The 19827-nt window shown below is 70.0% G+C and carries 20 protein-coding genes; 13 read left to right on the top strand and 7 right to left on the bottom strand.

Annotated features, from left to right (window positions below; translation table 11 throughout):
• Positions 1–41: 41 nt before the first annotated feature.
• Positions 42–449 (top strand): DUF3224 domain-containing protein, encoded by a 408-nt coding sequence (locus ORV05_RS10605; RefSeq protein WP_268758282.1) that lies wholly within the window; start codon positions 42–44, stop codon positions 447–449.
• A gap of 93 nt (positions 450–542) precedes the next feature.
• Positions 543–2111, top strand: a complete 1569-nt coding sequence (locus ORV05_RS10600; protein WP_268758281.1) for a hypothetical protein — start codon at positions 543–545, stop codon at positions 2109–2111.
• Between the two features lie 52 nt (positions 2112–2163).
• Here the strand turns inward: ORV05_RS10600 and ORV05_RS10595 are convergent, their stop codons facing one another.
• Positions 2164–2748 (bottom strand): TetR/AcrR family transcriptional regulator, encoded by a 585-nt coding sequence (locus ORV05_RS10595; RefSeq protein ID WP_268758280.1) that lies wholly within the window; start codon positions 2746–2748, stop codon positions 2164–2166.
• A 135-nt stretch (positions 2749–2883) separates the two neighbouring features.
• On the opposite strand from ORV05_RS10595, the gene ORV05_RS10590 reads away from it, so the two are divergent.
• On the top strand, positions 2884–3648 hold the full coding sequence (locus ORV05_RS10590) for a class I SAM-dependent methyltransferase (RefSeq protein ID WP_268759754.1): 765 nt from the start codon (positions 2884–2886) through the stop codon (positions 3646–3648).
• A gap of 24 nt (positions 3649–3672) precedes the next feature.
• On the opposite strand, the gene ORV05_RS10585 is transcribed toward ORV05_RS10590, so the two are convergent.
• On the bottom strand, positions 3673–4680 hold the full coding sequence (locus ORV05_RS10585) for an RNA polymerase subunit sigma-70 (protein WP_268758279.1): 1008 nt from the start codon (positions 4678–4680) through the stop codon (positions 3673–3675).
• A gap of 73 nt (positions 4681–4753) precedes the next feature.
• On the opposite strand from ORV05_RS10585, the gene ORV05_RS10580 reads away from it, so the two are divergent.
• The 6 genes from ORV05_RS10580 (at position 4754) to ORV05_RS10555 (ending at position 11152) form a co-directional block, all read left to right on the top strand.
• On the top strand, positions 4754–5113 hold the full coding sequence (locus ORV05_RS10580) for a nuclear transport factor 2 family protein (protein ID WP_268758278.1): 360 nt from the start codon (positions 4754–4756) through the stop codon (positions 5111–5113).
• A 205-nt stretch (positions 5114–5318) separates the two neighbouring features.
• Positions 5319–6602 (top strand): extracellular solute-binding protein, encoded by a 1284-nt coding sequence (locus ORV05_RS10575; RefSeq protein WP_456062017.1) that lies wholly within the window; start codon positions 5319–5321, stop codon positions 6600–6602.
• Positions 6599–7609, top strand: a complete 1011-nt coding sequence (locus ORV05_RS10570; RefSeq protein ID WP_407652740.1) for a carbohydrate ABC transporter permease — start codon at positions 6599–6601, stop codon at positions 7607–7609. Before ORV05_RS10575 ends, ORV05_RS10570 begins: the two co-directional genes overlap by 4 nt.
• Positions 7606–8475 (top strand): sugar ABC transporter permease, encoded by an 870-nt coding sequence (locus tag ORV05_RS10565; RefSeq protein ID WP_268758277.1) that lies wholly within the window; start codon positions 7606–7608, stop codon positions 8473–8475. The genes ORV05_RS10570 and ORV05_RS10565 overlap by 4 nt, the downstream gene beginning before the upstream one ends.
• Complete coding sequence (locus ORV05_RS10560) at positions 8475–10061, top strand: glycoside hydrolase family 13 protein (protein ID WP_268758276.1); 1587 nt, start codon at positions 8475–8477, stop codon at positions 10059–10061. The genes ORV05_RS10565 and ORV05_RS10560 overlap by 1 nt, the downstream gene beginning before the upstream one ends.
• 71 nt (positions 10062–10132) lie before the next feature.
• Positions 10133–11152, top strand: a complete 1020-nt coding sequence (locus ORV05_RS10555) for a LacI family DNA-binding transcriptional regulator (protein WP_268758275.1) — start codon at positions 10133–10135, stop codon at positions 11150–11152.
• Between the two features lie 70 nt (positions 11153–11222).
• Here the strand turns inward: ORV05_RS10555 and ORV05_RS10550 are convergent, their stop codons facing one another.
• Complete coding sequence (locus ORV05_RS10550) at positions 11223–12131, bottom strand: helix-turn-helix transcriptional regulator (RefSeq protein WP_268758274.1); 909 nt, start codon at positions 12129–12131, stop codon at positions 11223–11225.
• Positions 12132–12217: 86 nt separating this feature from the next.
• On the opposite strand from ORV05_RS10550, the gene ORV05_RS10545 reads away from it, so the two are divergent.
• Positions 12218–12955: an SDR family oxidoreductase gene (locus ORV05_RS10545; RefSeq protein ID WP_268758273.1), complete on the top strand. Its 738-nt coding sequence runs from the start codon at positions 12218–12220 to the stop codon at positions 12953–12955.
• A gap of 8 nt (positions 12956–12963) precedes the next feature.
• Here the strand turns inward: ORV05_RS10545 and ORV05_RS10540 are convergent, their stop codons facing one another.
• Positions 12964–13935, bottom strand: coding sequence for a helix-turn-helix transcriptional regulator (locus tag ORV05_RS10540; RefSeq protein WP_268758272.1), 972 nt, complete (start codon positions 13933–13935; stop codon positions 12964–12966).
• A gap of 86 nt (positions 13936–14021) precedes the next feature.
• On the opposite strand from ORV05_RS10540, the gene ORV05_RS10535 reads away from it, so the two are divergent.
• Positions 14022–14555 (top strand): DinB family protein, encoded by a 534-nt coding sequence (locus tag ORV05_RS10535; protein ID WP_268758271.1) that lies wholly within the window; start codon positions 14022–14024, stop codon positions 14553–14555.
• A gap of 62 nt (positions 14556–14617) precedes the next feature.
• On the opposite strand, the gene ORV05_RS10530 is transcribed toward ORV05_RS10535, so the two are convergent.
• From ORV05_RS10530 to ORV05_RS10520, 3 genes are all read right to left on the bottom strand, one after another.
• On the bottom strand, positions 14618–15469 hold the full coding sequence (locus ORV05_RS10530; RefSeq protein ID WP_268758270.1) for an LLM class flavin-dependent oxidoreductase: 852 nt from the start codon (positions 15467–15469) through the stop codon (positions 14618–14620).
• Positions 15470–15629: 160 nt separating this feature from the next.
• The gene (locus ORV05_RS10525; protein ID WP_268758269.1) at positions 15630–16748 is read right to left on the bottom strand and encodes a hypothetical protein; all 1119 of its coding nucleotides are present in this window, start codon (positions 16746–16748) and stop codon (positions 15630–15632) included.
• A gap of 19 nt (positions 16749–16767) precedes the next feature.
• On the bottom strand, positions 16768–17946 hold the full coding sequence (locus ORV05_RS10520) for an SPFH domain-containing protein (RefSeq protein ID WP_268758268.1): 1179 nt from the start codon (positions 17944–17946) through the stop codon (positions 16768–16770).
• A gap of 201 nt (positions 17947–18147) precedes the next feature.
• On the opposite strand from ORV05_RS10520, the gene ORV05_RS10515 reads away from it, so the two are divergent.
• Together ORV05_RS10515 and ORV05_RS10510 are read left to right on the top strand one after the other, a co-directional pair.
• Positions 18148–18894 (top strand): hypothetical protein, encoded by a 747-nt coding sequence (locus ORV05_RS10515; protein ID WP_268758267.1) that lies wholly within the window; start codon positions 18148–18150, stop codon positions 18892–18894.
• Positions 18895–19102: 208 nt separating this feature from the next.
• The gene (locus ORV05_RS10510; protein WP_268758266.1) at positions 19103–19711 is read left to right on the top strand and encodes an acyl-CoA-like ligand-binding transcription factor; all 609 of its coding nucleotides are present in this window, start codon (positions 19103–19105) and stop codon (positions 19709–19711) included.
• Positions 19712–19827: the final 116 nt, after the last annotated feature.

The raw sequence follows: 19827 nt of genomic DNA, 5'->3' as shown, positions 1-19827 counted from the left end.
ATGCCGGGTTCTGTCGTACCCGCCTGCTAGCTTCCGGCGGCATGAGAGCAGAAGCCACGTTCACCGTGAAATCCTTCGTCCCGACCGAAGTGGTGCCCGACCCAGCGGTGGCCACCGGCCTCCCCGTCGGGGTCGCCACGATGGAAAAACACTTCGAGGGCGCGGCCTCGGGCCGTTCGGCGACGCTGTTCACCGCGGCGTTCGACCAGGCGAAGGGGGTCGGCACCTACGTCGCCATGGAATCCTTCGAGGGGTCGCTGAACGGCCGCACCGGCGCGTTCAACTTCGCCCATTCGGCGACCACCTCGGGCACCGACCGCACGGCCGAGTTCTTCACCATCGTGCCCGCCAGCGGCACCGGGGAACTGGCGGGGATCTCCGGTTCGGGCGGGCTGGCGGTCGACTCCGACGGCACGCACCGGATCTGGTTCGACTACGAAATCGGCTGAGGCGGGCACCGGCGAACCCGGTTGCCCGGGCCCGGAGGGATCGGGCATGATGAGCCGCATGATCGACAGGAAGGGCTCCTTCAGCCCGCGCCGATGAGGCGCCAGGCGTGGCGGCTGCCGGAGGCAGCGGTCGACGCGCAACCGACGTTTCTTTCCCACGCGCTGGCCTTGGCCGCGCTCCATGGCCCCGGTCCCTGGCCGCATGGCGGCTATCCCCTGCCCGACGAGGACCCGGACGAGGTTCGCGTCATGTCGGGTGCCGTCGAAGACGGGGTGCGAACTCACCATTTCGGTTTCCGCCCGGACGAGGCGGGTGCGGCCGAGACGGCCGAGGCGCTCCAGCGCCTCGTCGGCTCCCCGCCCACCGCAACCGATCTGGCCGCCCTGCACGACAGGCTCGCCGCCGTCGACACGCTCACCATCGCCGATCCCCTCACCGCGGAACTGCGACGGCGAAGCCTGCCCACCGACCGGTTGCGCGAGATCGCGCTCCGGCTCACCGGACACGGCACCCGCCGCAACGCGGTGGCCACGGGGATGGTCCTGCTGGGCCTGTCCGGCGACGAGCAGGACCGTGAACTCCTGCTGGCGCTGGGCACTCTGGAGGATCTCAGCCTCTACGCCGTGGTGGCGTTGCTGAGATCCCAGCCGGAGCCACCGCGTGCCGTGTTCGAGCTGGCCCGGCGGGTCGACGGCTGGGGCCGCATCCACGCCGTGGAACGGCTGGCGGGCACCGGCGATCCGGAGATCAGGAACTGGCTGCTGCGCGAAGGGTTCCGCAACGGCATCACCGCCGAGTACCTGGCGCACCTCGCGGCCACCACCGGCGGGCTCTATCCGGCCCTGCTCGACGAGGAGGTCGACGACGCCCTGCTCGACGGCGCGGGTGACATCCTCGAAACCCTGGCCGGGCCCGCGGGACCCGCGAAGAACATCGAGGACTACCCGGACGGTCTCCCGGCCCTGTGCCGTTACGTGGAACTCGTGCGCACCCGGCCGCCGCGTCTGGGCCGCGTCATCGTCCTCCTCCGGCTCGCGAAGTTCCTCGACACGAAGATCGCGGCGAGCCTGGACTGGGACGAGCGGACCCGGTCGGGTCTGCGGGAGACCTGCCTCGCCGTGGCGAAGGAGCCCGGGTGGCGCGCCACCGTGGCCAGTGCACTGACCGGAGGTGATCTACCTGCCTTCCGGAACGCCCTCTGGCCCGCCCGGCAACTGGGCATCGCGGTGGGCGAGCACCTCCGGGGGAGGCTGCACGCCCATCCCGACGACGGCTACCTGTGGCAGTGCCTGCTCGACGAGCACCCGGCCCCTGAGATCGCCGAGGTCGTGGCGTTCGCCCAGGAACTGTTACCGCTGCCCGAGCTGGTCACCGGACCGGCGACGGACCCGGGCTTCGGCCGCGACCGCGCCTTCGACCGGGTGCTCGGCCTCCTGGTGAACCACCTGGCCGAGCATCCGGGGCACGGCGGGCCGCTGCTCGGGGTGGCGCTGGCGAACCGCTTGACCCGCAACCGGAACACGGCCGCGCGAACCCTGGCGGCCTGGCCTCCGGAAAGCGTCCCCCCGGCAATGCGGGCGCGCGTTCGTGAAGCACACCACCGGGAACCGGACCCGGGCACGAAGAAAGGGCTGCGGGAGCTTCTCGATTCGTGGTCTTAGCGTGCTGGTCGCCGGCCGGGTCTTCGGCGGACCCGGCCGGCGCCTACCGCAATCAGGCGTCGGCGATCACGGTGGTCACGACCTTCCGCACGGCGTCGATGTCCGGGGGCGGGGTGTCGCGATCGGCGAACAGCAGGTGTCCGGCCCCGATCAGGGTGGGCGCGAGGGTGCCGATGTCCGTCGTCGCCGCGATGCGGCCGAGGTCCCGTTCGGCGGCGAGGTAGCCGGCGACCATGGCCGCGGCGTCCCCCAGGACCGGAACACCGCCGCCGGGCCTGGCTTCGCGGATCCGGGCGCGCAGTTCGTCCCGGAAGGTCACCAGGGGGACGATCGACACGGCGACCGAGTCGAACACCGCGGCCAGCGCCTCGGTGAGATTGCCCGCGACGGTGCCGGTTCCGGCGGAGGCGCGCAGGGTGGCGGCCTGCTCGTCGATGCGGCGGATGCGGTCGAGCACGAGTTCGGCGAGAAACGCGTCGAAATCGGGAAAGTGCCGATGCAGGACCCCCTTGGCGCAACCCGCCTCGGTGGTGACCGCCCGGCTGGTCAGTGCGTTCGGTCCCTGCCGGAGCAGGACACGCTCGGCGGCGGCGAACAGCTGCTCGCGCACATCCCGGATGTGGACACCAGTCGGCACCTGTGGTCCTCCCTCGCACACCGGGCAGGGCCCGGATTGCCATAGTGGGCATGTGCCCACTAATGTGGGCACATGCCCACTTTACCGGATGAACCACCGCACCCGACCGACTCCGAGCCGCATCGGCACCGGCGGATGGCGGAATCGTTCGGCGTGGACCCCGAGCGCTACGACCGCACGAGGCCCCCCTATCCCGATGCCATGGTGGAGGCCGTCATCGCCGCCACTCCGGGCCCCGACCTCCTCGACGTGGGGTGCGGCACCGGCATCGAAGCCCGCCAGTTCCGCGCGGCAGGCTGCCGCGTGCTGGGTGTCGAACCCGACGAGCGCATGGCCGGCTTCGCGCGGCGGAGCGGGATCGCGGTCGAGGTGGCCACCTTCGAGGCCTGGGACCCGGCAGGCAGGCTGTTCGACGGCGTCGTCGCCGGGACGGCCTGGCACTGGGTGGACCCGTTCGCGGGGGCGGCGAAGGCGGCGCAGGTGCTGCGCCCCGGCGGACGGCTGACGCTGTTCTGGCACGTGTTCCAGCTTCCGCCCGAAGTGGCGGAAGCCCTCGCCGCGGTGTACCGGCGACTGGTACCCGACGCGCCGTTCGACCTCCGAGGCGACCGCCAAGGGATGGACGTCTACCAGCGGATGCTCACCAAGCCCGCGGACGGGATCCGGCAGGCGGGCGGGTTCGGCGATCCGGAGCAGTGGCGATTCGACTGGGAACGCTCGTACACGCGGGACGAATGGCTGGACCAGATGCCCACCCAGGGCCTGCTCACCCATCTCCCGGCGGAAAAGCAGGCAGCGGTCCTGGAGGGCGTCGGCGCCGCGATCGACAAGCTGGGAGGCCGCTTCACGATGCCCTACGCCACCGTGGTCCTCACTGCCGCCCGCACCGGCACCGCGTGAACGGAGTTCCCCACCACCGCCGCCTCAGCCCGGCTCCGCCAGCGCCTCCGGAAGCTCGAACCTCCGGTAGAGGCCCTCGGCGTGGAACCGAACGACCGCCTTGATCCGATCAGTCCGGGCCGCCAGCACGATGATCCCCGCCGGGGTGGCCACTCGCGCACCGCGCTCGGCGAGATAGGTGGCCAGGGCGGGCTGGGTGTTGGCGCGGGTGGGCAGCAAGTGCATGCGGCGCTCGCCGCGGAAGCCGAAGGCCGCGCGAAGGAACGACGCGATCGCGACCGGCCCCTGGTAATGGTGCGGTGCCGGTGGCATGGACAACCACGCGTCGTCGGTGAGCAGTTCGACCACCCGGTCGACGTCGGCGGCGGCGAAGGCCTCGGCGAAGCGGCGGACCAGTTCCCTTTCCAGCGCGGCGTCCGGCCGCGCCCTGCCCGGCTCCTGCCCGAGCGCGGCTCGGGCCCGCTGCAACGCACCCTTGACCGCGGTCGGACTGGTGCCGAGCATCCCTGCCACTTCGTCGGTGCCGAAGCCCAGTACGTCACGGAGCAGGAGGGTGGCGGCCTGGCGGGGTGGCATGCGCTGCAAGCCGGCGACGAAGGCCAGTTCGATCGCCTCGACGGTCTGGTAACGGGCTTCGGGCCCTGGCGCGGTGTCGGGGAGTGCTTCCAACAGAGTGTCCGGACAGGGCTGCAACCAGGTGATCTCGTCTCGGCCGGTCGGTTCCGGCGGTTCGAACGGCGGTGACTGCTCGGTGACGGCGCGCCTGCCCGCCGCCCTCAGCGCGTTGAGGCAGCGGTTGGTCGCGATGCGGTACAGCCAGGTGCGCAGCGAAGCTCGCTCCTGGAACCCGCTCAGCCCGCGCCAGGCGGCGAGCAGGGTCTCCTGCAGCATGTCTTCGGCGTCGGTCAACGAGCCCAGCATCCGGTAGCAGTGCACCTGCAGCTCATGCCGGTACGGCTCGATCAGCTCGCGAAACGCCTCTTCGTCGCCCGCTCGCGCCAGCCCCAGTGTGCGGTGATCCACCTTTCGCATGGTGCCACCGTTCCGTTCGCCACGCCCACGGTGTCCGTACAGGTAGCGCAAGCACTCGCGAAGGGAAACGACCATGACCGACACACCCGCACTGCGGACGGCCCTCGCCTACTTCGAGGCGTGGACCGGACACGACCTGGACAGCGCGATGACCTACGTCGCGGAGGGCATCGTCTGCGACGCGCCCGCGGGCCGGCTGGAAGGCGCCGAGGCGTACCGGGCCTTCATGGCGCCGTTCGTGCGGATCCTGACCGGCTCCCGCCTGATCGCGGCGTTCGGCGACGAGGACACCGCCGTGATCATGTACGACACGGAGACGGTACCGGTGAAGAGCGCGCCCGCCGCCGAATGCCTGACCGTCGTCAACGGCAAGATCGTCCGAAGCCGGTTCGTGTTCGACCGGGTGCCGTTCGAAGCGGCCCGCAAGGCGTGAGCCGGCGCCCGCCGCCTCCGCGGAGGCGGCGGGCTCTCCACAGTGGACACTTGTCGGGCCGCGCTCGAGGCCGGTGAGGTCCGTACCAACTCTTGCAAGAGTCTCCTGAAAGTTGCAGAAAGTTCTTGCAACGGCGGGGCGGCGTCGTTATGGTCTTGATCACCCGAACCGGCGTCATCCCCCTCTCGACGAGGAGAGCAGCACGATGATCAGCAGACGAAGTGCCCTCGGTGCCCTGGTGGCCTCCGTCGCCCTGGCCGCCACGGCCTGCGGCGGCGGCACGCAGAACTCCGCCGGTACCGACCCGAACTCGGTCTCCGGCACCATCACCTGGTGGGACACCTCGGCGGCCTCCACCGAATCGCCCGCGTTCAAGGATCTCGTGGCGAAGTTCGAGCAGAAGTACCCGAAGATCCACGTGAACTACGTCAACGTCCCGTTCGATGGCTCGGACGACAAGTTCAAGACCGCCGCGCAGGCGGGCAACGGCGCCCCCGACGTGATGCGGGCGGATGTCGGCTGGACCCCGACCTTCGCCGCCCTCGGCTACCTGCAGCCCCTGGACGGCACCCCCGCGCTCGCCGACGACGGCGACTTCCTGCCGGTGCCCTATGCCAGTGCGAAGTACCAGGGCAAGACCTACGGCGTCCCCGAGGTCACCGACACGCTCGCGCTGCTCTACAACAAGGACCTCTTCGCCAAGGCCGGGATCACCAGCGTGCCCAGGACCTGGGACGAGGTGAAAACCGCCGCCCAGCAACTGGAACAGAAGGTGCCGGGGACCACCGGCGTGTTCGTCAACGCCGATTCCTACTTCCTGCTCCCGTTCCTTTACGGCGAGGGCGGGGACGTGGTGGACACGCAGGCGAAGAAGATCACGCTGGACAGCGACAAGATGGCGGCCGCCATCACCACGGCCAAATCCCTTGCCCAGCCCGGGATCGGCGCGACCGACACGAGCTCGAACAAGTACACCAACATGAACAACGGCTTCAAGAGCGGCACTATCGGCATGGTGCTCAACGGGCCGTGGGCGGTGAAGGAATACCTTTCCGGTAGCGCTTTCGCCAACCCGGACAACCTCGGCGTGGCGCCGGTGCCCGCCGGGCCCGCGGGCCAGGGCGGCCCGGTCGGGGGGCACAACCTCGTGGTCTACGCCGGGTCGCCGAACATCGCCGCTTCGGAGTTGTTCGTGCAGTTCATGACCTCCGCGGAGAGCCAGGCCTACATCGCCTCGAAGAACAACACGATGCCCACCCGCAAGTCGGTGTACGCCATGCCCGAGGTCGCGGGGAACAAGCAGATCGCCGCGTTCCAGGCGCCGTTGGACGGCTCGAAGCCGCGTCCGGCCGCACCCGGCGCCGGCGACCTCTACGACATGTTCACCCCGTACTACCAGAAGATCCTCGGCAACCAGGCATCCCTTCAGGACGCGCTCGCCCAGGCTCAGCAGAAGGCCAAGGGCGCGGTTCCCGGATTCCAGTCATGAGTCAGAAGACGGCCGAGTCCGCCCCGGGGGTCTCCGAGGCCCCCGGGGCGGCCCTCCCCGGTCCCGCCCCGAAGGCGCGGCGGGACTGGGGCTGGTTCGGGAAGTACGGTTACGCCTGGGCGATGGTGGTGCCCGTGGTGATCGTGCTCGGGGTGCTGGTGCTCTACCCGCTGGCCCGCGGGATCGTGCTGTCGCTCACCGACGCCACGGAGCTGAACAGCGGGCGCAGGATCGGGGTCAACACGATTCCCGCGACCTACGACTTCGTCGGACTGCGCAACTACCTCGACGTGCTGAGCGGAACGGAAGGCACGTTCTACCCGCGTCTGCTGTGGACGATCGAATGGACCGTCGCGTGCGTGGTCCTGCACTACGGCATCGGGCTGGGCCTGGCCATGCTGCTCAACCGCGCGATGCGGCTGCGCACCCTCTACCGGATGCTGCTGATCCTGCCGTGGGCCGTGCCGCCGTTCGTCGCGGCCTTCGCCTGGCGGCTCATCCTCAACAACCAGGGCGGGCTGCTCGACGCGGTGCTGCAGCGGGTGGGCCTTCCCGGTGTCGACTGGCTCGGGCAGCCGCTGCCCGCCAAGCTCTCGGTGATCATGGTGAACGTCTGGATGGGGGTCCCGTTCATGATGGTCGCCCTCCTCGGGGGCCTGCAGACCATTCCGAAGGAGCTCTACGAAGCGGCCGAAGTGGACGGTGCCACCCCGTGGCAGCGGTTCCGCGTGATCACCCTGCCCGGGCTGCGCCCGGTGACCGGAACGGTGATCCTGCTCGGCGTCATCTGGACGTTCAACCAGTTCCCGGTCATCGCGCTGCTCACCGGCGGCGGTCCCGGCGACTCCACGAGCATCCTGGTCACCGAGTCGTACTACGAGGCGTTCCGCGGTATCCGCAACTACTCCGGGGCGGCGACCTACGGGATGATCATCGCCTCGATGCTGGTCGTGTTCGCCTCGTTCTACAAACGCTGGCTGGCCAGGGCACAGGAGGCCACCCGATGAACGCCCGCATCCGCACCTCCTCCCCCCGGGCGCGCCGGAACGCCCGAAGCCGCCTCGCCTCGGCGGGCCTGCACACGACACTGGTGTTCGCCAGCGCGATCGCGGTGTTCCCGGTCGCGTGGGTGGCGCTCACCTCGTTCAAGACCGACCGGGACACCTGGGCCCGCCCGCAGACCCTGGGGCAGCTGGGCTTCGGGAACTACCGCCAGGTCCTCGGCGACACCCAGTTCGGCACCTGGTTCGCCAACTCGCTGATCGTGGCCGCCGGGACCACCGCCTTTTCCGTGTTCATCGCGGCCACCGCCGGGTATGCCGCCTCCCGGATGCGGTTTCCCGGGCAGCGGCCGCTGATGTGGCTGTTCCTGATCGTCCAGATGTTTCCGGCGGCGGTACTGATCGTGCCGCTGTACAACGTGATGTCCGGGCTGGGCCTGCTCAACACCTACGGCGGCCTCATCCTCGCCCAGTGCACGGTGGCGGTGTCCTACTGCGCCTGGATGCTCAAGGGGTACTTCGACAGCATCCCCACCGACATCGACGAAGCCGGCCGCATCGACGGCCTGACACCGTTCGGCACGTTCTGGCGGTTGATCGTGCCACTGGCCAAACCGGGCATCGCGGCGACGGTGTTCTACGCGTTCGTCACCGCCTGGGGCGAGTTCGCGTTCGCGAGCATCCTCATGCAGGGCGAGGACAAGTTCACCCTCCCGGTGGGCATGAGCACGTTCGTCAGTGATTTCAGGGCGGAATGGGGACTGCTCACCGCGAGCTCGGTACTGGTGATGGTCCCCACCGCGGTGGTGTTCTTCCTCGTCCAGCGTCATCTCGTGGCCGGACTGACCTCCGGCGGTGTGAAGGGAAGTTGATGACAACGACACGATCCGGGCACCAGCCCGGCCGCGGCGAATGGTGGCGGACGGCGGCCATCTACCAGATCTACATCCGCAGCTTCGCCGACGGCAACGGCGACGGGAACGGGGATCTCGCGGGCATCCGCAGCAGGCTCGGCTATCTCGCCGGGCTCGGCGTGGACGCCGTGTGGATCACCCCCTTCTACCCGTCTCCCCTCGCCGACGGCGGTTACGACGTGGCCGACTACCGGGACGTGGACCCGATGTTCGGTGATATCGGGGAGTTCAAGGCGCTGCTGGGCGAGGCGCACGCGCGGGGGCTGCGCGTGATCATCGATCTCGTGCCCAACCACACCTCCTCGCGGCACCAGTGGTTCCAGGAAGCACTCGCCGGTGAACCAGGGGCGCGCGAGCGCTACCTTTTCCGGGACGGGAACGGGGATCAGCCGCCCAACGACTGGGAATCGGTGTTCGGCGGGCCCGCGTGGACGCGGGTCGCCGACGGCCAGTGGTACCTCCACCTGTTCGACCCGGCGCAGCCCGACCTCAACTGGGACAACGTCGAGGTCCGCGCGGAGTTCGAAGAGATCCTGCGGTTCTGGCTCGATCTCGGCGTGGACGGGATCCGCATCGACGTGGCGCACGGGATGGTCAAGGCCCACGGCCTGCCCGACACCGGCCGCACCCGGCAGATCGAACTGCTGGGCCAGGCCGAGCTCCCCTACTTCGACCAGGACGGGGTGCACGAGATCTACCGCGCCTGGCGCAAGATCCTCGATTCCTATCCCGGCGAACGCATGGCCGTGGCGGAGGCCTGGGCACCGAACGCCGAGCGGCTCGCGCACTATCTCCGCCCCGACGAGTTGCACCAGGCATTCAACTTCCACTACGTGAAGGCGGGCTGGGACGCCGGGCAGTTCCGGCAGGTGATCGACGAGTCGCTGGCCGCCGTCGCCGAGGTGGACGCGCCCGCCACCTGGGTACTGTCCAATCACGACATCGTCCGGCACGTGACCCGGCTCGGCGGTGTGCGGCGGGCGCGGGCGGCCGCACTGCTCACCCTCGCGCTCCCCGGTTCCGCGTACCTCTACCAGGGCGAGGAGCTGAGCCTGCCGGAGGTCACCGACCTTCCCGAGGAGGTACTGGCGGATCCGATGTGGGAACGCTCCGGCCACACCGAGCGAGGCCGGGACGGCTGCCGCGTGCCGATTCCCTGGTCGGGCAAGGCTTCCCCGTTCGGCTTCTCCACTTCGGCCCCGTGGCTCCCGCAGCCGGAGTCGTGGTCCGAGCTGACCGTGGAAGCGCAGGAATCCGAAGAGGACTCGACGCTTTCCCTGTACCGCAAGGCTTTGCGGCTGCGCCGTAGCGTGACCGGCGAATTCGCGTGGCTGGAGGCACCCGAGGGGGTACTGGGCTTCCGCCGTGGCCGGGACTTCGTCTGCACGGTGAACTTCACCGGCGAAGCCGTGGACCTCGGGCTGCCGCACCGGCCCGTGCTCAGCAGTGTCCCCCTCGACGGCGGCCTCCTGCCGCCGCATTCGGCGGTCTGGTGGCAGGCGAGGGAACAGCGGAGGGCGGAGGGGGAAGATACAATGCCGTAGGCGCCCGCGGCGACCGAGCAGCCATCCGCGCCCTTTCCGCGCGAACCCACCGAAGAGATAGCGAAACATCGATGACCGAGCCCGTCCGCCTCACCGACATCGCCGAGCTCGCCAAGGTGAGCGAGGCGACCGTCAGCCGGGTCGTCAACGGGAAGGCGGGAGTCGCGGCGGCCACGCGGCAGGCCGTGCTGGCCGCGATGGACCAGCTCGGCTACGACCGCCCCGTCCGCTCCCGGCAGCGCAACGCCGGACTGATCGGGTTGATCATCCCCGAGCTGAACAACCCGATCTTCCCCGCCTTCGCGCAGGTCATCGACCGGACGCTGACCATGCGCGGGTTCACCTCCGTGCTGTGCACGCAGTCGCCGGGAGCGGCCACGGAGGACGAGCTGATCGAGGCGCTGACCGAGCGTGGTGTGGACGGCATCGTGTTCGTCTCCGGCCTGCACGCGGATCAGACCGCTTCCCGCGACCGTTACACGCGGCTGATCACACGCGGCCTGCCGGTGGTCTTCGTCAACGGCTACGCCCCGGACGTGAAGGCGCCGTTCTTCTCCGACGACGACGCGGCGGCCGTGCAGCTCGCGATCGCCCACCTGCGGGAACTGGGGCACGAGCGGATCGGCCTCGCGGTCGGCCCGAGCCGGTTCGTCCCGTCCCGCCGCAAGGCGGAGGAGTTCCGCAGGCTCATGGCCCCTGTGGCCGGCGACGACGAGGTGGAACGGCTGATCGTGAACTCGCTGTACTCGGTGGAGGGCGGGCATTCCGCGGCGTCGTTCCTGCTGGACGAGGGCTGCACGGCGATGGTGTGCGGGAGCGATCTGATGGCACTCGGCGCGATCCGGGGGGCGCGCAAGCGCGGCCTGTCGGTGCCCCGGGACTTCTCGGTCATCGGCTACGACGATTCCCCGCTGATCGCGTTCACCGATCCGCCGCTGACCACGATCCAGCAGCAGGTCTCCTCCATCGCGGCGGCCGCGGTGCGGGCGCTGCTGGACGAGATCGCCGGGTTGCCGGTGCCCAGCACCGAATACCTCTTCCAGCCCGAACTCATCGTGCGCGGCTCGACCGCCGCCTGCCCGTCCCCCTGACCGGGGCGGGAAGAACGCCAAGATCCCGGCGCCAGCCCGGTGTCCTGCTCATCCGGACCGAACGTGGAACTCAGGCCGGCGAAGGTGGGACACAAGCGCACGAAGGTGGGACACAAGCACAGGAGGGTGGGACTCGCGCGGCCGAGCGACACGACTTTGCCGGAGGCCCTGGCCGTCCGGCATAGACCACCAGGGTGTGGTCCGGCCGCCCAGCGAGGTGGAACGCAGTGTAGGCGAACTCCCTCGTCCGCCCGTCCGCCAGGCGGAGCCGCTTCCGGCCGCCGTGCCGTTCCTGCACGTCGTAGCGCGGCCACCACCGGCGCACCTGGGCACTGCCGGCGTGCAGTTCCTCCACGAGCCGCGCGAACCGGGGGTCACCGGGACGGCGTGCGGCCAGGGTGCGCAGCCGGGCGAGGAGACCGCGCGCCTCGGACTCCCAGTCGACCACGGCGTCGCGGGCCGCCGGGTCGAGGAAGACCCATCGGGCGAAGTTCGGCGGCTGCCCGGGCCCGTCGAGGAACGGGAACAGCGTCACGGCCGCGTCGTTGTGGCTCAGCACCTCGTAGGTGGCATCGATGAGATAGGCGGGGGCGGGCTGGAGCAGGAACGGCACGGCGGCCGCCTCGGCGGTGACCTGTTCGGGGCCGGGAGAACCGGGCGTCCGTTCGCTTCCCGCGAGCCGGAACAGGTGATCGCGTTCGGCGGTGTCGAGCCGCAGCGCCGAAGCGAGCGACCCCAGCACCTGGTCGGAGGCGCGCACGTCCCGGCCCTGCTCCAGGTAGGTGTACCAGGTGGCGCTGATCCCCGCGAGCAGCGCCAGTTCCTCCCGGCGCAGGCCCGGCGTCCGGCGGCGCCCGGTCGGCGGCAGGCCGGCCTCGGCGGGGGCGACCCGCTCACGGCGGCTGCGCAGGAAAACGCCGAGCTCGCGCCGCCTTTCGACCGGGTCCGGCATCGACCGTGGCACTCCTGGTTCCAGCATGAGTTGATTCTGGATACCAGGCTGAACCGGCCCGAAACTGGGCGGTGAAAGGAGCCTGTCCTGGCTCCGGAACCGAAAGGGGCGGCATGTCCGGAATCGAAGGCAAGGTCGTGGCGATCACGGGTGCCAGCAGCGGAATCGGCGAGGCGACCGCGACACTGCTCGCCGAACGCGGTGCACGGCTCGTCCTGGGCGCACGCCGCTCGGATCGCCTGACGGCACTCGCGGAGAGGATCACGCGGTCGGGCGGCACGGCGGTGGCCGTTCGTACGGATGTAACCCGGCGGGAAGATCTGTCCACTTTGGTCAACGAAGCGTGCGGGAGGTTCGGTGGGCTCGACGTTCTCGTCGGCAACGCGGGCATCGGCCCGGTTTCCCCTCTGGACGACCTCCGCGTGGACGAATGGGACCGGATGGTGGACGTCAACATCAAGGGACTGCTGTACGGCATCGCCGCCGCCCTGCCGGTCTTCCGGGCGCGGGGCGGCGGCCACTTCGTCACCACGGCGTCCACCGCCGCGTTCCGCATCGTGCCGGGCATGGCGGTCTACGCCGGGACGAAACACGCCGTGCGGGCGATCTGCGAAGGTCTGCGCCAGGAGGCGGGCGAAACGCTGCGGGTGACCACCGTCTCCCCCGGTTTCGTCGAGACCGCCTTCGCCGAGACGACGACGAACACGCAGGTGCGGGAACAACTCCTGCACACCCGGGACCGGATCGCGATCCCGCCGGACGCGATCGCCAGTGCCATCGCGTTCGCCATCGAGCAACCGGCCGAGGTCGACGTGAACGAGATCGTGGTCCGGCCGACCGCCCAGGGCTGAGACCGTCCTCAGTGGACGGCGCCGTCGGCGGCGGCGATGAACCGCCGTCCCCATTCCCGCAACTGGTCGGCCAGCACCCGCGGGGCCCGCACCTCGGCCTCCGCGCCCGTCAGTCCCACCGCGAACGCCGCCCAGTCCAGCGATTCGGTGGTCATCCGCAGCAGGCACCGGTCCGGACCGAGGTCCTCGATCGTGCACCACCGCCCCACCCGGGCCCGCACCGGTTCGCCGGGGGCGTGGACGAGCACCTCCACCTCGTAGGCGGGGGGCATGTTCCCGATTCCCGCGCGGACGAAATCCGCCGCGTCCTCGGCGGGCAGTTCCCGCGGGCGGAAGCGCTCGCCCGTTGCCGCCGGAGCGCTCAGCCGATCGACGCGGAAGCTGCGCCAGTCGTGCCGGGTGAGGTCGTAGGCGACCAGGTACCACCGCTGCCCGAGCGAGACCAGCCGGTGCGGTTCCACCTGCCGGTCACCGCGCCGTCCGTCGGCGGTGGTGTAGCCGAACGTGAGCCGTTCACTGTCCCGGCAGGCCAGCGCCACCGTGGTCAGGGCGGCAGGATCGACCCCGGCTCCCCCGGCAGGCTGCCAGGTCGCGGGAACCGTCATCGCCCGCAGTGCCTCCACCCGCCGGCGCAGCCGGGCGGGCATCACCTGGATCACCTTCGCCAGGATCCGGAGCGAGGACTCCTCGATACCGGCGACCGCGCCCTGTGCGGCGGACTGCAGGCCCACCGCCAGCGCGACCGCCTCCTCGTCGTCCACCACGAGCGGGGGCAGCGCCGCCCCCGCCGCCAAGCGGTACCCGCCGTCGACCCCGCGACTCGCCTCGACGGGATAGCCCAGTTCGCGCAGCCGGTCGACGTCACGGCGCAGTGTGCGGGCCGAAACCTCCAGCCGCTCGGCCAGTTCGGCGCCTCGCCAGAACCGGTGGGTCTGCAACAACGACAGCAGCCGCAGGGTGCGGGAACTCGTGTTCGCCATGGCTTCCACTTTCCTCCCATTGAGGCCGGAAAGTGACCGCTATGCCACATAACGTGGGGTGGGAACCGACACGAAGGGATCAAGACATGACCGGCGACCTCACCAGCACCCTGTCCACCGAGCGGGCCGACCTGCTCGCGACACTGGCCCAGCATCGCCGTTTCCTGCGCTTCACGGTGCGCAACCTCAGCGACGAGCAGGCCCGGCAGCGCACCACGGCCAGCGAACTGTGCCTCGGCGGCCTGATCAAGCACGTCACCGCCGTCGAACGGAACTGGGCGAACTTCCTGGTGGAGGGCCCATCGGCGATCGGGAACTTCAGCGAGCTGACCGAGGCGGAGCGGGCACGCTGGGCCGACGAGTTCCGCTTGCTGGAGGGCGAGACGCTGGACGGCGTGCTGGCGGAGTACGACGCGGTCGCACGCCGCACGGAAGAGATCGTGGCCGCGCTGCCCGATCTCGACGTCACCCATCCCCTGCCGGAGGCACCGTGGTTCGAACCGGGCGCGCGCTGGTCGGCTCGCCGCACCCTGCTGCACATCCTGGCGGAGACCAGCCAGCACGCGGGCCACGCCGACATCATCCGCGAATCCCTGGACGGCGCGAAAACCATGGGCTGAACCCGGCACCCCCTCCGCCCCGCAGGCTCCCGGCGTCATCCCGGTCGAGGCTGCCGCAGTCCCTAGAACAGGGCATCGGCAAGGCGGTCGATCTGGTCGATGTCCGGGGACCAGCAGTAGAGCATGACTTCGTCGGCGCCGATGCGGACGTGGTCGTCGACCGCCTGACGGATCGTCTCCGGCGTGGTGAGCAGACCGTCGGCCATGTAGTCGGCGCGGCCGGTGAATGCGTAGTAGTCACGGATATTGCGTCCGGCCTGCTCGACGGTGCTCACCGGGCCGAGGGCGACGTTGACCTGAGCGACCAGGCGGGGCCTGCCAGAGCGGTCGTGCTTCTCCCAGGCCGCCTCCACGTCGCGGAACAGGCCGGCCATCGCCTGCGGCGGCAGCCCCGCGCCGAGGAAGCCGTCGCCGAACCGGCCGACTCGCTCGATCGCTGCTGGGGCGAAGCCGCCGAACAGCACTTCCGGACCGCCGGGCGTCGTGGGCGCGGGACCGATGGGTCCGACGCCTTCGCCGTACGGCTCACCGCGCCAGATCCGGCGCAGCAGGGGCATCTGCTCGTCGAGGCGGCGCCCCCGGTGCCGGATGTCGATGCCCGCGGCCAGGCAGTCGTCTTCACGACCGCCGACGCCGATGCCGAGCGTGAACCGGCCGCCGGACAGGCGGTCGAGGGTCGCGGTCTGCTTGGCGAGCATCGCCGTGTTGTGGACGGGCGCGAGCAGAACCTCGGTTTGCAGGCGGATGCGCGAGGTGGCACCGGCGAGCGCCGCAAGGGTGACGAGGGGCTCAGGATTGTCGAAGACGAGCCGGTCGAGCAGGCCGAGCGTGCTGAACGGGCCGGCGTCGGCGCGCTGGGCCCAAGTCAGCAGCAGGGCGGGATCATCGATGGGGAGACCGAGACCGATCTTCACAGGGGTACCTCCGAAGGGTAAGGCGAATCAGGTGCCGCCCCTTCGTGGCACCGCGCTGCCGTGCGCGGGCTCGCTCCCGTTCTGCGGCTGTGTTTCCAGAGAGCGTGATCTTGAAGTGCGGCGAGCCTAGCGCCGTCGGCCAAGCCCGGGCAACCTGTTTTCAGCGTGTCCGGGTGTGGTGGTGCTGCCCGGTGACGACGAAGTACAGGATCACCCCGACCACCAGCAGCGCGACGAGCACGGCCACGGCGATCTTCGCCTTGCTGTAGGGCCGGTCGCCCAGCACCTCGCCGGTGCTGCCGTTGACCAGCACCTGCCAGTTCTTGCCCGCGTAGACGTAGGTGGCGATCCACACCGGCAACAGCATCAGCTTGAACATCAGGTTCGCGTAGTTGGTGTTGACCGCCTCGACGCGCTGCTCGTCGCCCCCGATGTCGCGGCGGCAGTCCTCGTGGATGACCCGGGACATCCGCACCTTGGCCTCGTCGAGCGCGGGCTCGGGTTCCACGTCGTAGCGCAGTGCGTGGAAACCCGCCATGTACTGCGGCTGGAACGGTACCGCTCGGTCCAGCGGCCAGGGCGCGAGCTTGTCGAGTTTGTCCGGCGGCACGATCAGGCTCGCCGGGACGAGCACGTCGTCGAAGAAGCGGCTGACCTGACCGCTGGCCGGGTACCAGCGGGTGTGCCGGACCTGCCGGGTCTGCTGCCGCCCGTCGCTGTCGGTGTAGGTCTCGGTGACGTAGTAGTACTCGCCGCGCGCCCCGACATAGGCGGAATAGGTCTGCGAGTCGTAGGTCCAATGGGGAAGGTAGGTGCCCCTGGTGGACTCGGCCGAGGAAACCTTCTTCAGCGCGTTCGGGGCGAACCACCGCGACGAGATCCACTTGCGCAGCGCCTCGTGCACCCCGCGCTGGTCGAGCAGGAACGGCAGGACGCCCTCGGGCACGATCTGACCGGTCGAGTTCGGATCCATCACCAGCGGCGACCGGCAGAACTGGCACAGGGTGGCCGATTCGCTGGATTCGGTGCGCGCACCGCAACGCTGGCAGGCGTACACGTAGTTGCCGATGCTGCCGACGGGTTTGCGCGGCAGCACGGCCAGTTCTTCGATCGCGTGCTCGGTGATCTGGCGGTCCCCGGCGGTGATCTCCTGCTGGTGGCCGCAGTACGGGCAGCGCAGCACGGTGGTACCCGGCGCGAACTCGACCCGGGCGCCGCAGCCGCCGCACGGGAAGGCACTCGGCGAGGTCGTTCCGCCTTGCGTGAACGAATCGGTCATGGCGGCTTCTCTCCCCCGCTCAGGCCTGCGGGGGCAGCGGCGGCGGGCTGCCCGCCAGTAGCGGGGCCAGTTCCGGCACCTGGCCGGCGGGAAGCCATTGCGGCATCCCCGCATGCCACACCAGGGTGCCCGCGTTCAGCGTGCCCGCGGTCACCTGCGCGCCGAGCGCGCCGCGGTCGAACGGGCCCAGCTGCTGCCCGCCGACACCGAGGTACCACTGCTCCTGGACGGGCATCGGCGGCGGCGCCTGGGGCGGAGGGGCCTGGGGCGCGGCGGCCTGCGGGTAACCCGGGGCCGGAGCGTAGCCGGGGGCGGGCTGCTGATAGCCGGGCTGCTGGTAGCCGGGTTGCTGGAAACCGGCGGCCATCTGCTGGCCGAGCGCCATGCCCAGCCCGACACCCAGCCCTTCGCCCGCGCCGCCCGGGTTGTTGGCCGCGTCCTCGATCGCGGTCGCGGCCTGGAACTTGGCGAACTGGTCCAGGTTGCCGACGATGCCCATCTGCGTGCGCTTGTCCAGCGCCTCTTCGACTTCGGGCGGCAGCGAGATGTTCTCGATCGCGAACTTCGCGATCTGGATACCGACCGGCGCCAGTTCCTGGGACAGCGCCACGGCCAGTTTGTCGCCGATCAGGCCCTGCTGGGTGGCCAGGTCGAGCATCGGAACGCCCGCGGTGGCCAGCGCGGTGCCGAGCCTGCTGACGATGATCTGCCGCAGATACTCGGACACCTCTTCGGTGCGGAACTGCGGGTCGGTGCCCGCCAGTTCGCGGATCAGGGCGGCCGGGTCGGTCACCCGCACCGCGAAGCCGCCGAAGGCGCGGAGCCGGACCATGCCGAACTCCGGGTCCCGCATGATGACCGGGTTCTGCGTGCCCCACTTGAGATCGGTGAACTGGCGGGTGTTGACGAAGTACACCTCGGCCTTGAACGGCGAGTTGAAACCGTACTTCCAGCCCTTGAGGGTGGACAGGATCGGCATGTTCTGCGTCTGCAGCGTGTACATGCCGGGGGTGAACACGTCGACGACGTGGCCCTCGTTGACGAACACGGCCGCCTGCGACTCCCGCACGGTGAGCTTGGCGCCCATCTTGATCTCGTTCTCGTAACGCGGGAACCGCCAGACGATGGTGTCCCGGCTGTCGTCGAGCCATTCGATGATGTCGATGAACTCGCCGCGGACCTTGTCGAACAGTCCCACGTTTCTCCCCCACTTCGAGCCGGACCAGCGCGCGAACGATACCAACCCGGCGGGCCCCGGTGGAACAGGGCACGGAAGCGGTTTCCGTCTCGCCGCGGCCTTCCGAATCGTGATCTGGAAGCGGTAACGGGACCACGCGCCCGGGGGATACCCCTCGGGGTCCACAATGGACCCGGCTTTTCTCACGAAACGGACACTTTCATGATTCGTCGACACCTGCGCGCGCTCGCCTTCGTGGCCGCCGCGGCCACCGCGGCCACCGCGGCCTCCTGCTCCGCCACCACGGCGACGCCGCCGGCCTCCGCCCCGTCGTCCCCGGCGGCGATGTCGGCGGCCGCTGTCAAGGCCGCGCTCACCGGCGACCAGGTCGGCTCGACGGTGGTCAGCGCGTACAAGCAGGCGTCGGCGGTGCACGTCAAGGGCGCCATGACCGACCAGGGAAGCACGGTCAAGATCGATCTCCAGCTGAACCAGGACAGCGCCGGCGGCACGGTGGAAACGGACGGCACCCTGGTCCCGGTGGTCCGCGTCGGCCAGGTCGTCTACGTCCAGGTCGCGAGTTCAATGCTGCAGAAGCTCGGCGTCTCGCCCACCTCGCAGCTGGGCGGCCTCATGAAGGACAAGTGGGTGTCCTCGGATTCCAAGCTGGGGGACGGCGTGGCGGCCAACTTCAAGGATTTCCTGGCCTACGGCGGTTTCGTGGACAACACGGTCGGCCAGATGCGCTCGGCGATCTTCACCGACGGTGGCACCGACACCGTCAACGGCACGTCCGCGCTGGTCTTCCGCAGCCCGGAGGGCGTCGCCTATGTCGCCGCGAGCGAACCGCACTACCTCCTCCGCATGACCGACGAGAAGAACGTCACGCTGGACTTCACCGGCTGGAACCAGCCCGTGGCGGTCACCGCACCCCCCGCGAAGGACATCTACAGCGGGCCGGGCGCCTGATCTTTCCGGGTCCACCCTGGTGCGCTTGAGTTCCCCACTTGGGCAGGTGCCGGATGCCCTGAAGGTCGCCTTGAGGGTCATAAACGCCCTCAAGGTCGCCTTGAGGGCCGACATCGAGGCGGCCCGGACTCGGAGTGCTGGCGCAGTTGCCGGAAAGTTGCGTGGCACGCATCTTTGCGTGCCACGCAACTTCTGCTAGTCTCGTCGCATGGGGTTGCGGGAGCGGAAGAAGGCCGAGACGCGGACGGCACTGAGCTGGGCGGCGGTCCGGCTGGTGGTGGAACGCGGGTTCGCCCAGGTGAAGGTCGAGGACATCGCCGAGGCCGCGGGAGTCTCGCCGCGCACCTTCAACAATTACTTCTCCAGCAAGGGCGAAGCGATCGTCGCCCGGCACCTGGACCGGTGTCTGGGGATCGCCGAGGCGCTGCGCGAGCGCCCGGACGGCGAACCCCTGTGGGAAGCCATCACGCGTTCCGTGCTGCCCCGGTTCGGGGCGGACGACGCCGCCCTGGCCCATCCCGTTGCCGACCCCATCGAATGGACCGCGGGTGTCCGGGCGATGCTCACCGAACCGGCCCTGCAGGGCGAAATGCTGCGGGCGGGTGCGCGCGCCGAGGCCGAAATCACCGCGGCCGTCGCCGAGCGCACCGGCACCGACCCGAAGCACGACCTCTACCCGCACCTCGTCGCCGCCGCGGTGATGGCGGCGACCAACACCGCCATCACACACCACCTCCGCACCGACCCGCCGGTGAAGGTGTCGAGCCTGCTCGAAGAAGCCATCGCCCGCATCGCGGCGGGGCTGCCCACCCCCTGATCACTCCACTTCAGACAGTCAGCCCGGGCGGGGGCGGTTGCCGTGCAGGATTTTCACGGCCCGGAAACCACCGCCGCCACGGAGCCGCTGCCTCCTGCCCGGAAAGGGAAGACCAC

This window comes from Amycolatopsis cynarae (genome assembly GCF_026802195.1).
Lineage (GTDB): Bacteria > Actinomycetota > Actinomycetes > Mycobacteriales > Pseudonocardiaceae > Amycolatopsis_E > Amycolatopsis_E rhizosphaerae.
Note: the sequence above shows the minus strand (reverse complement) of the source record. Positions and strands in the feature narration are given on the sequence as shown.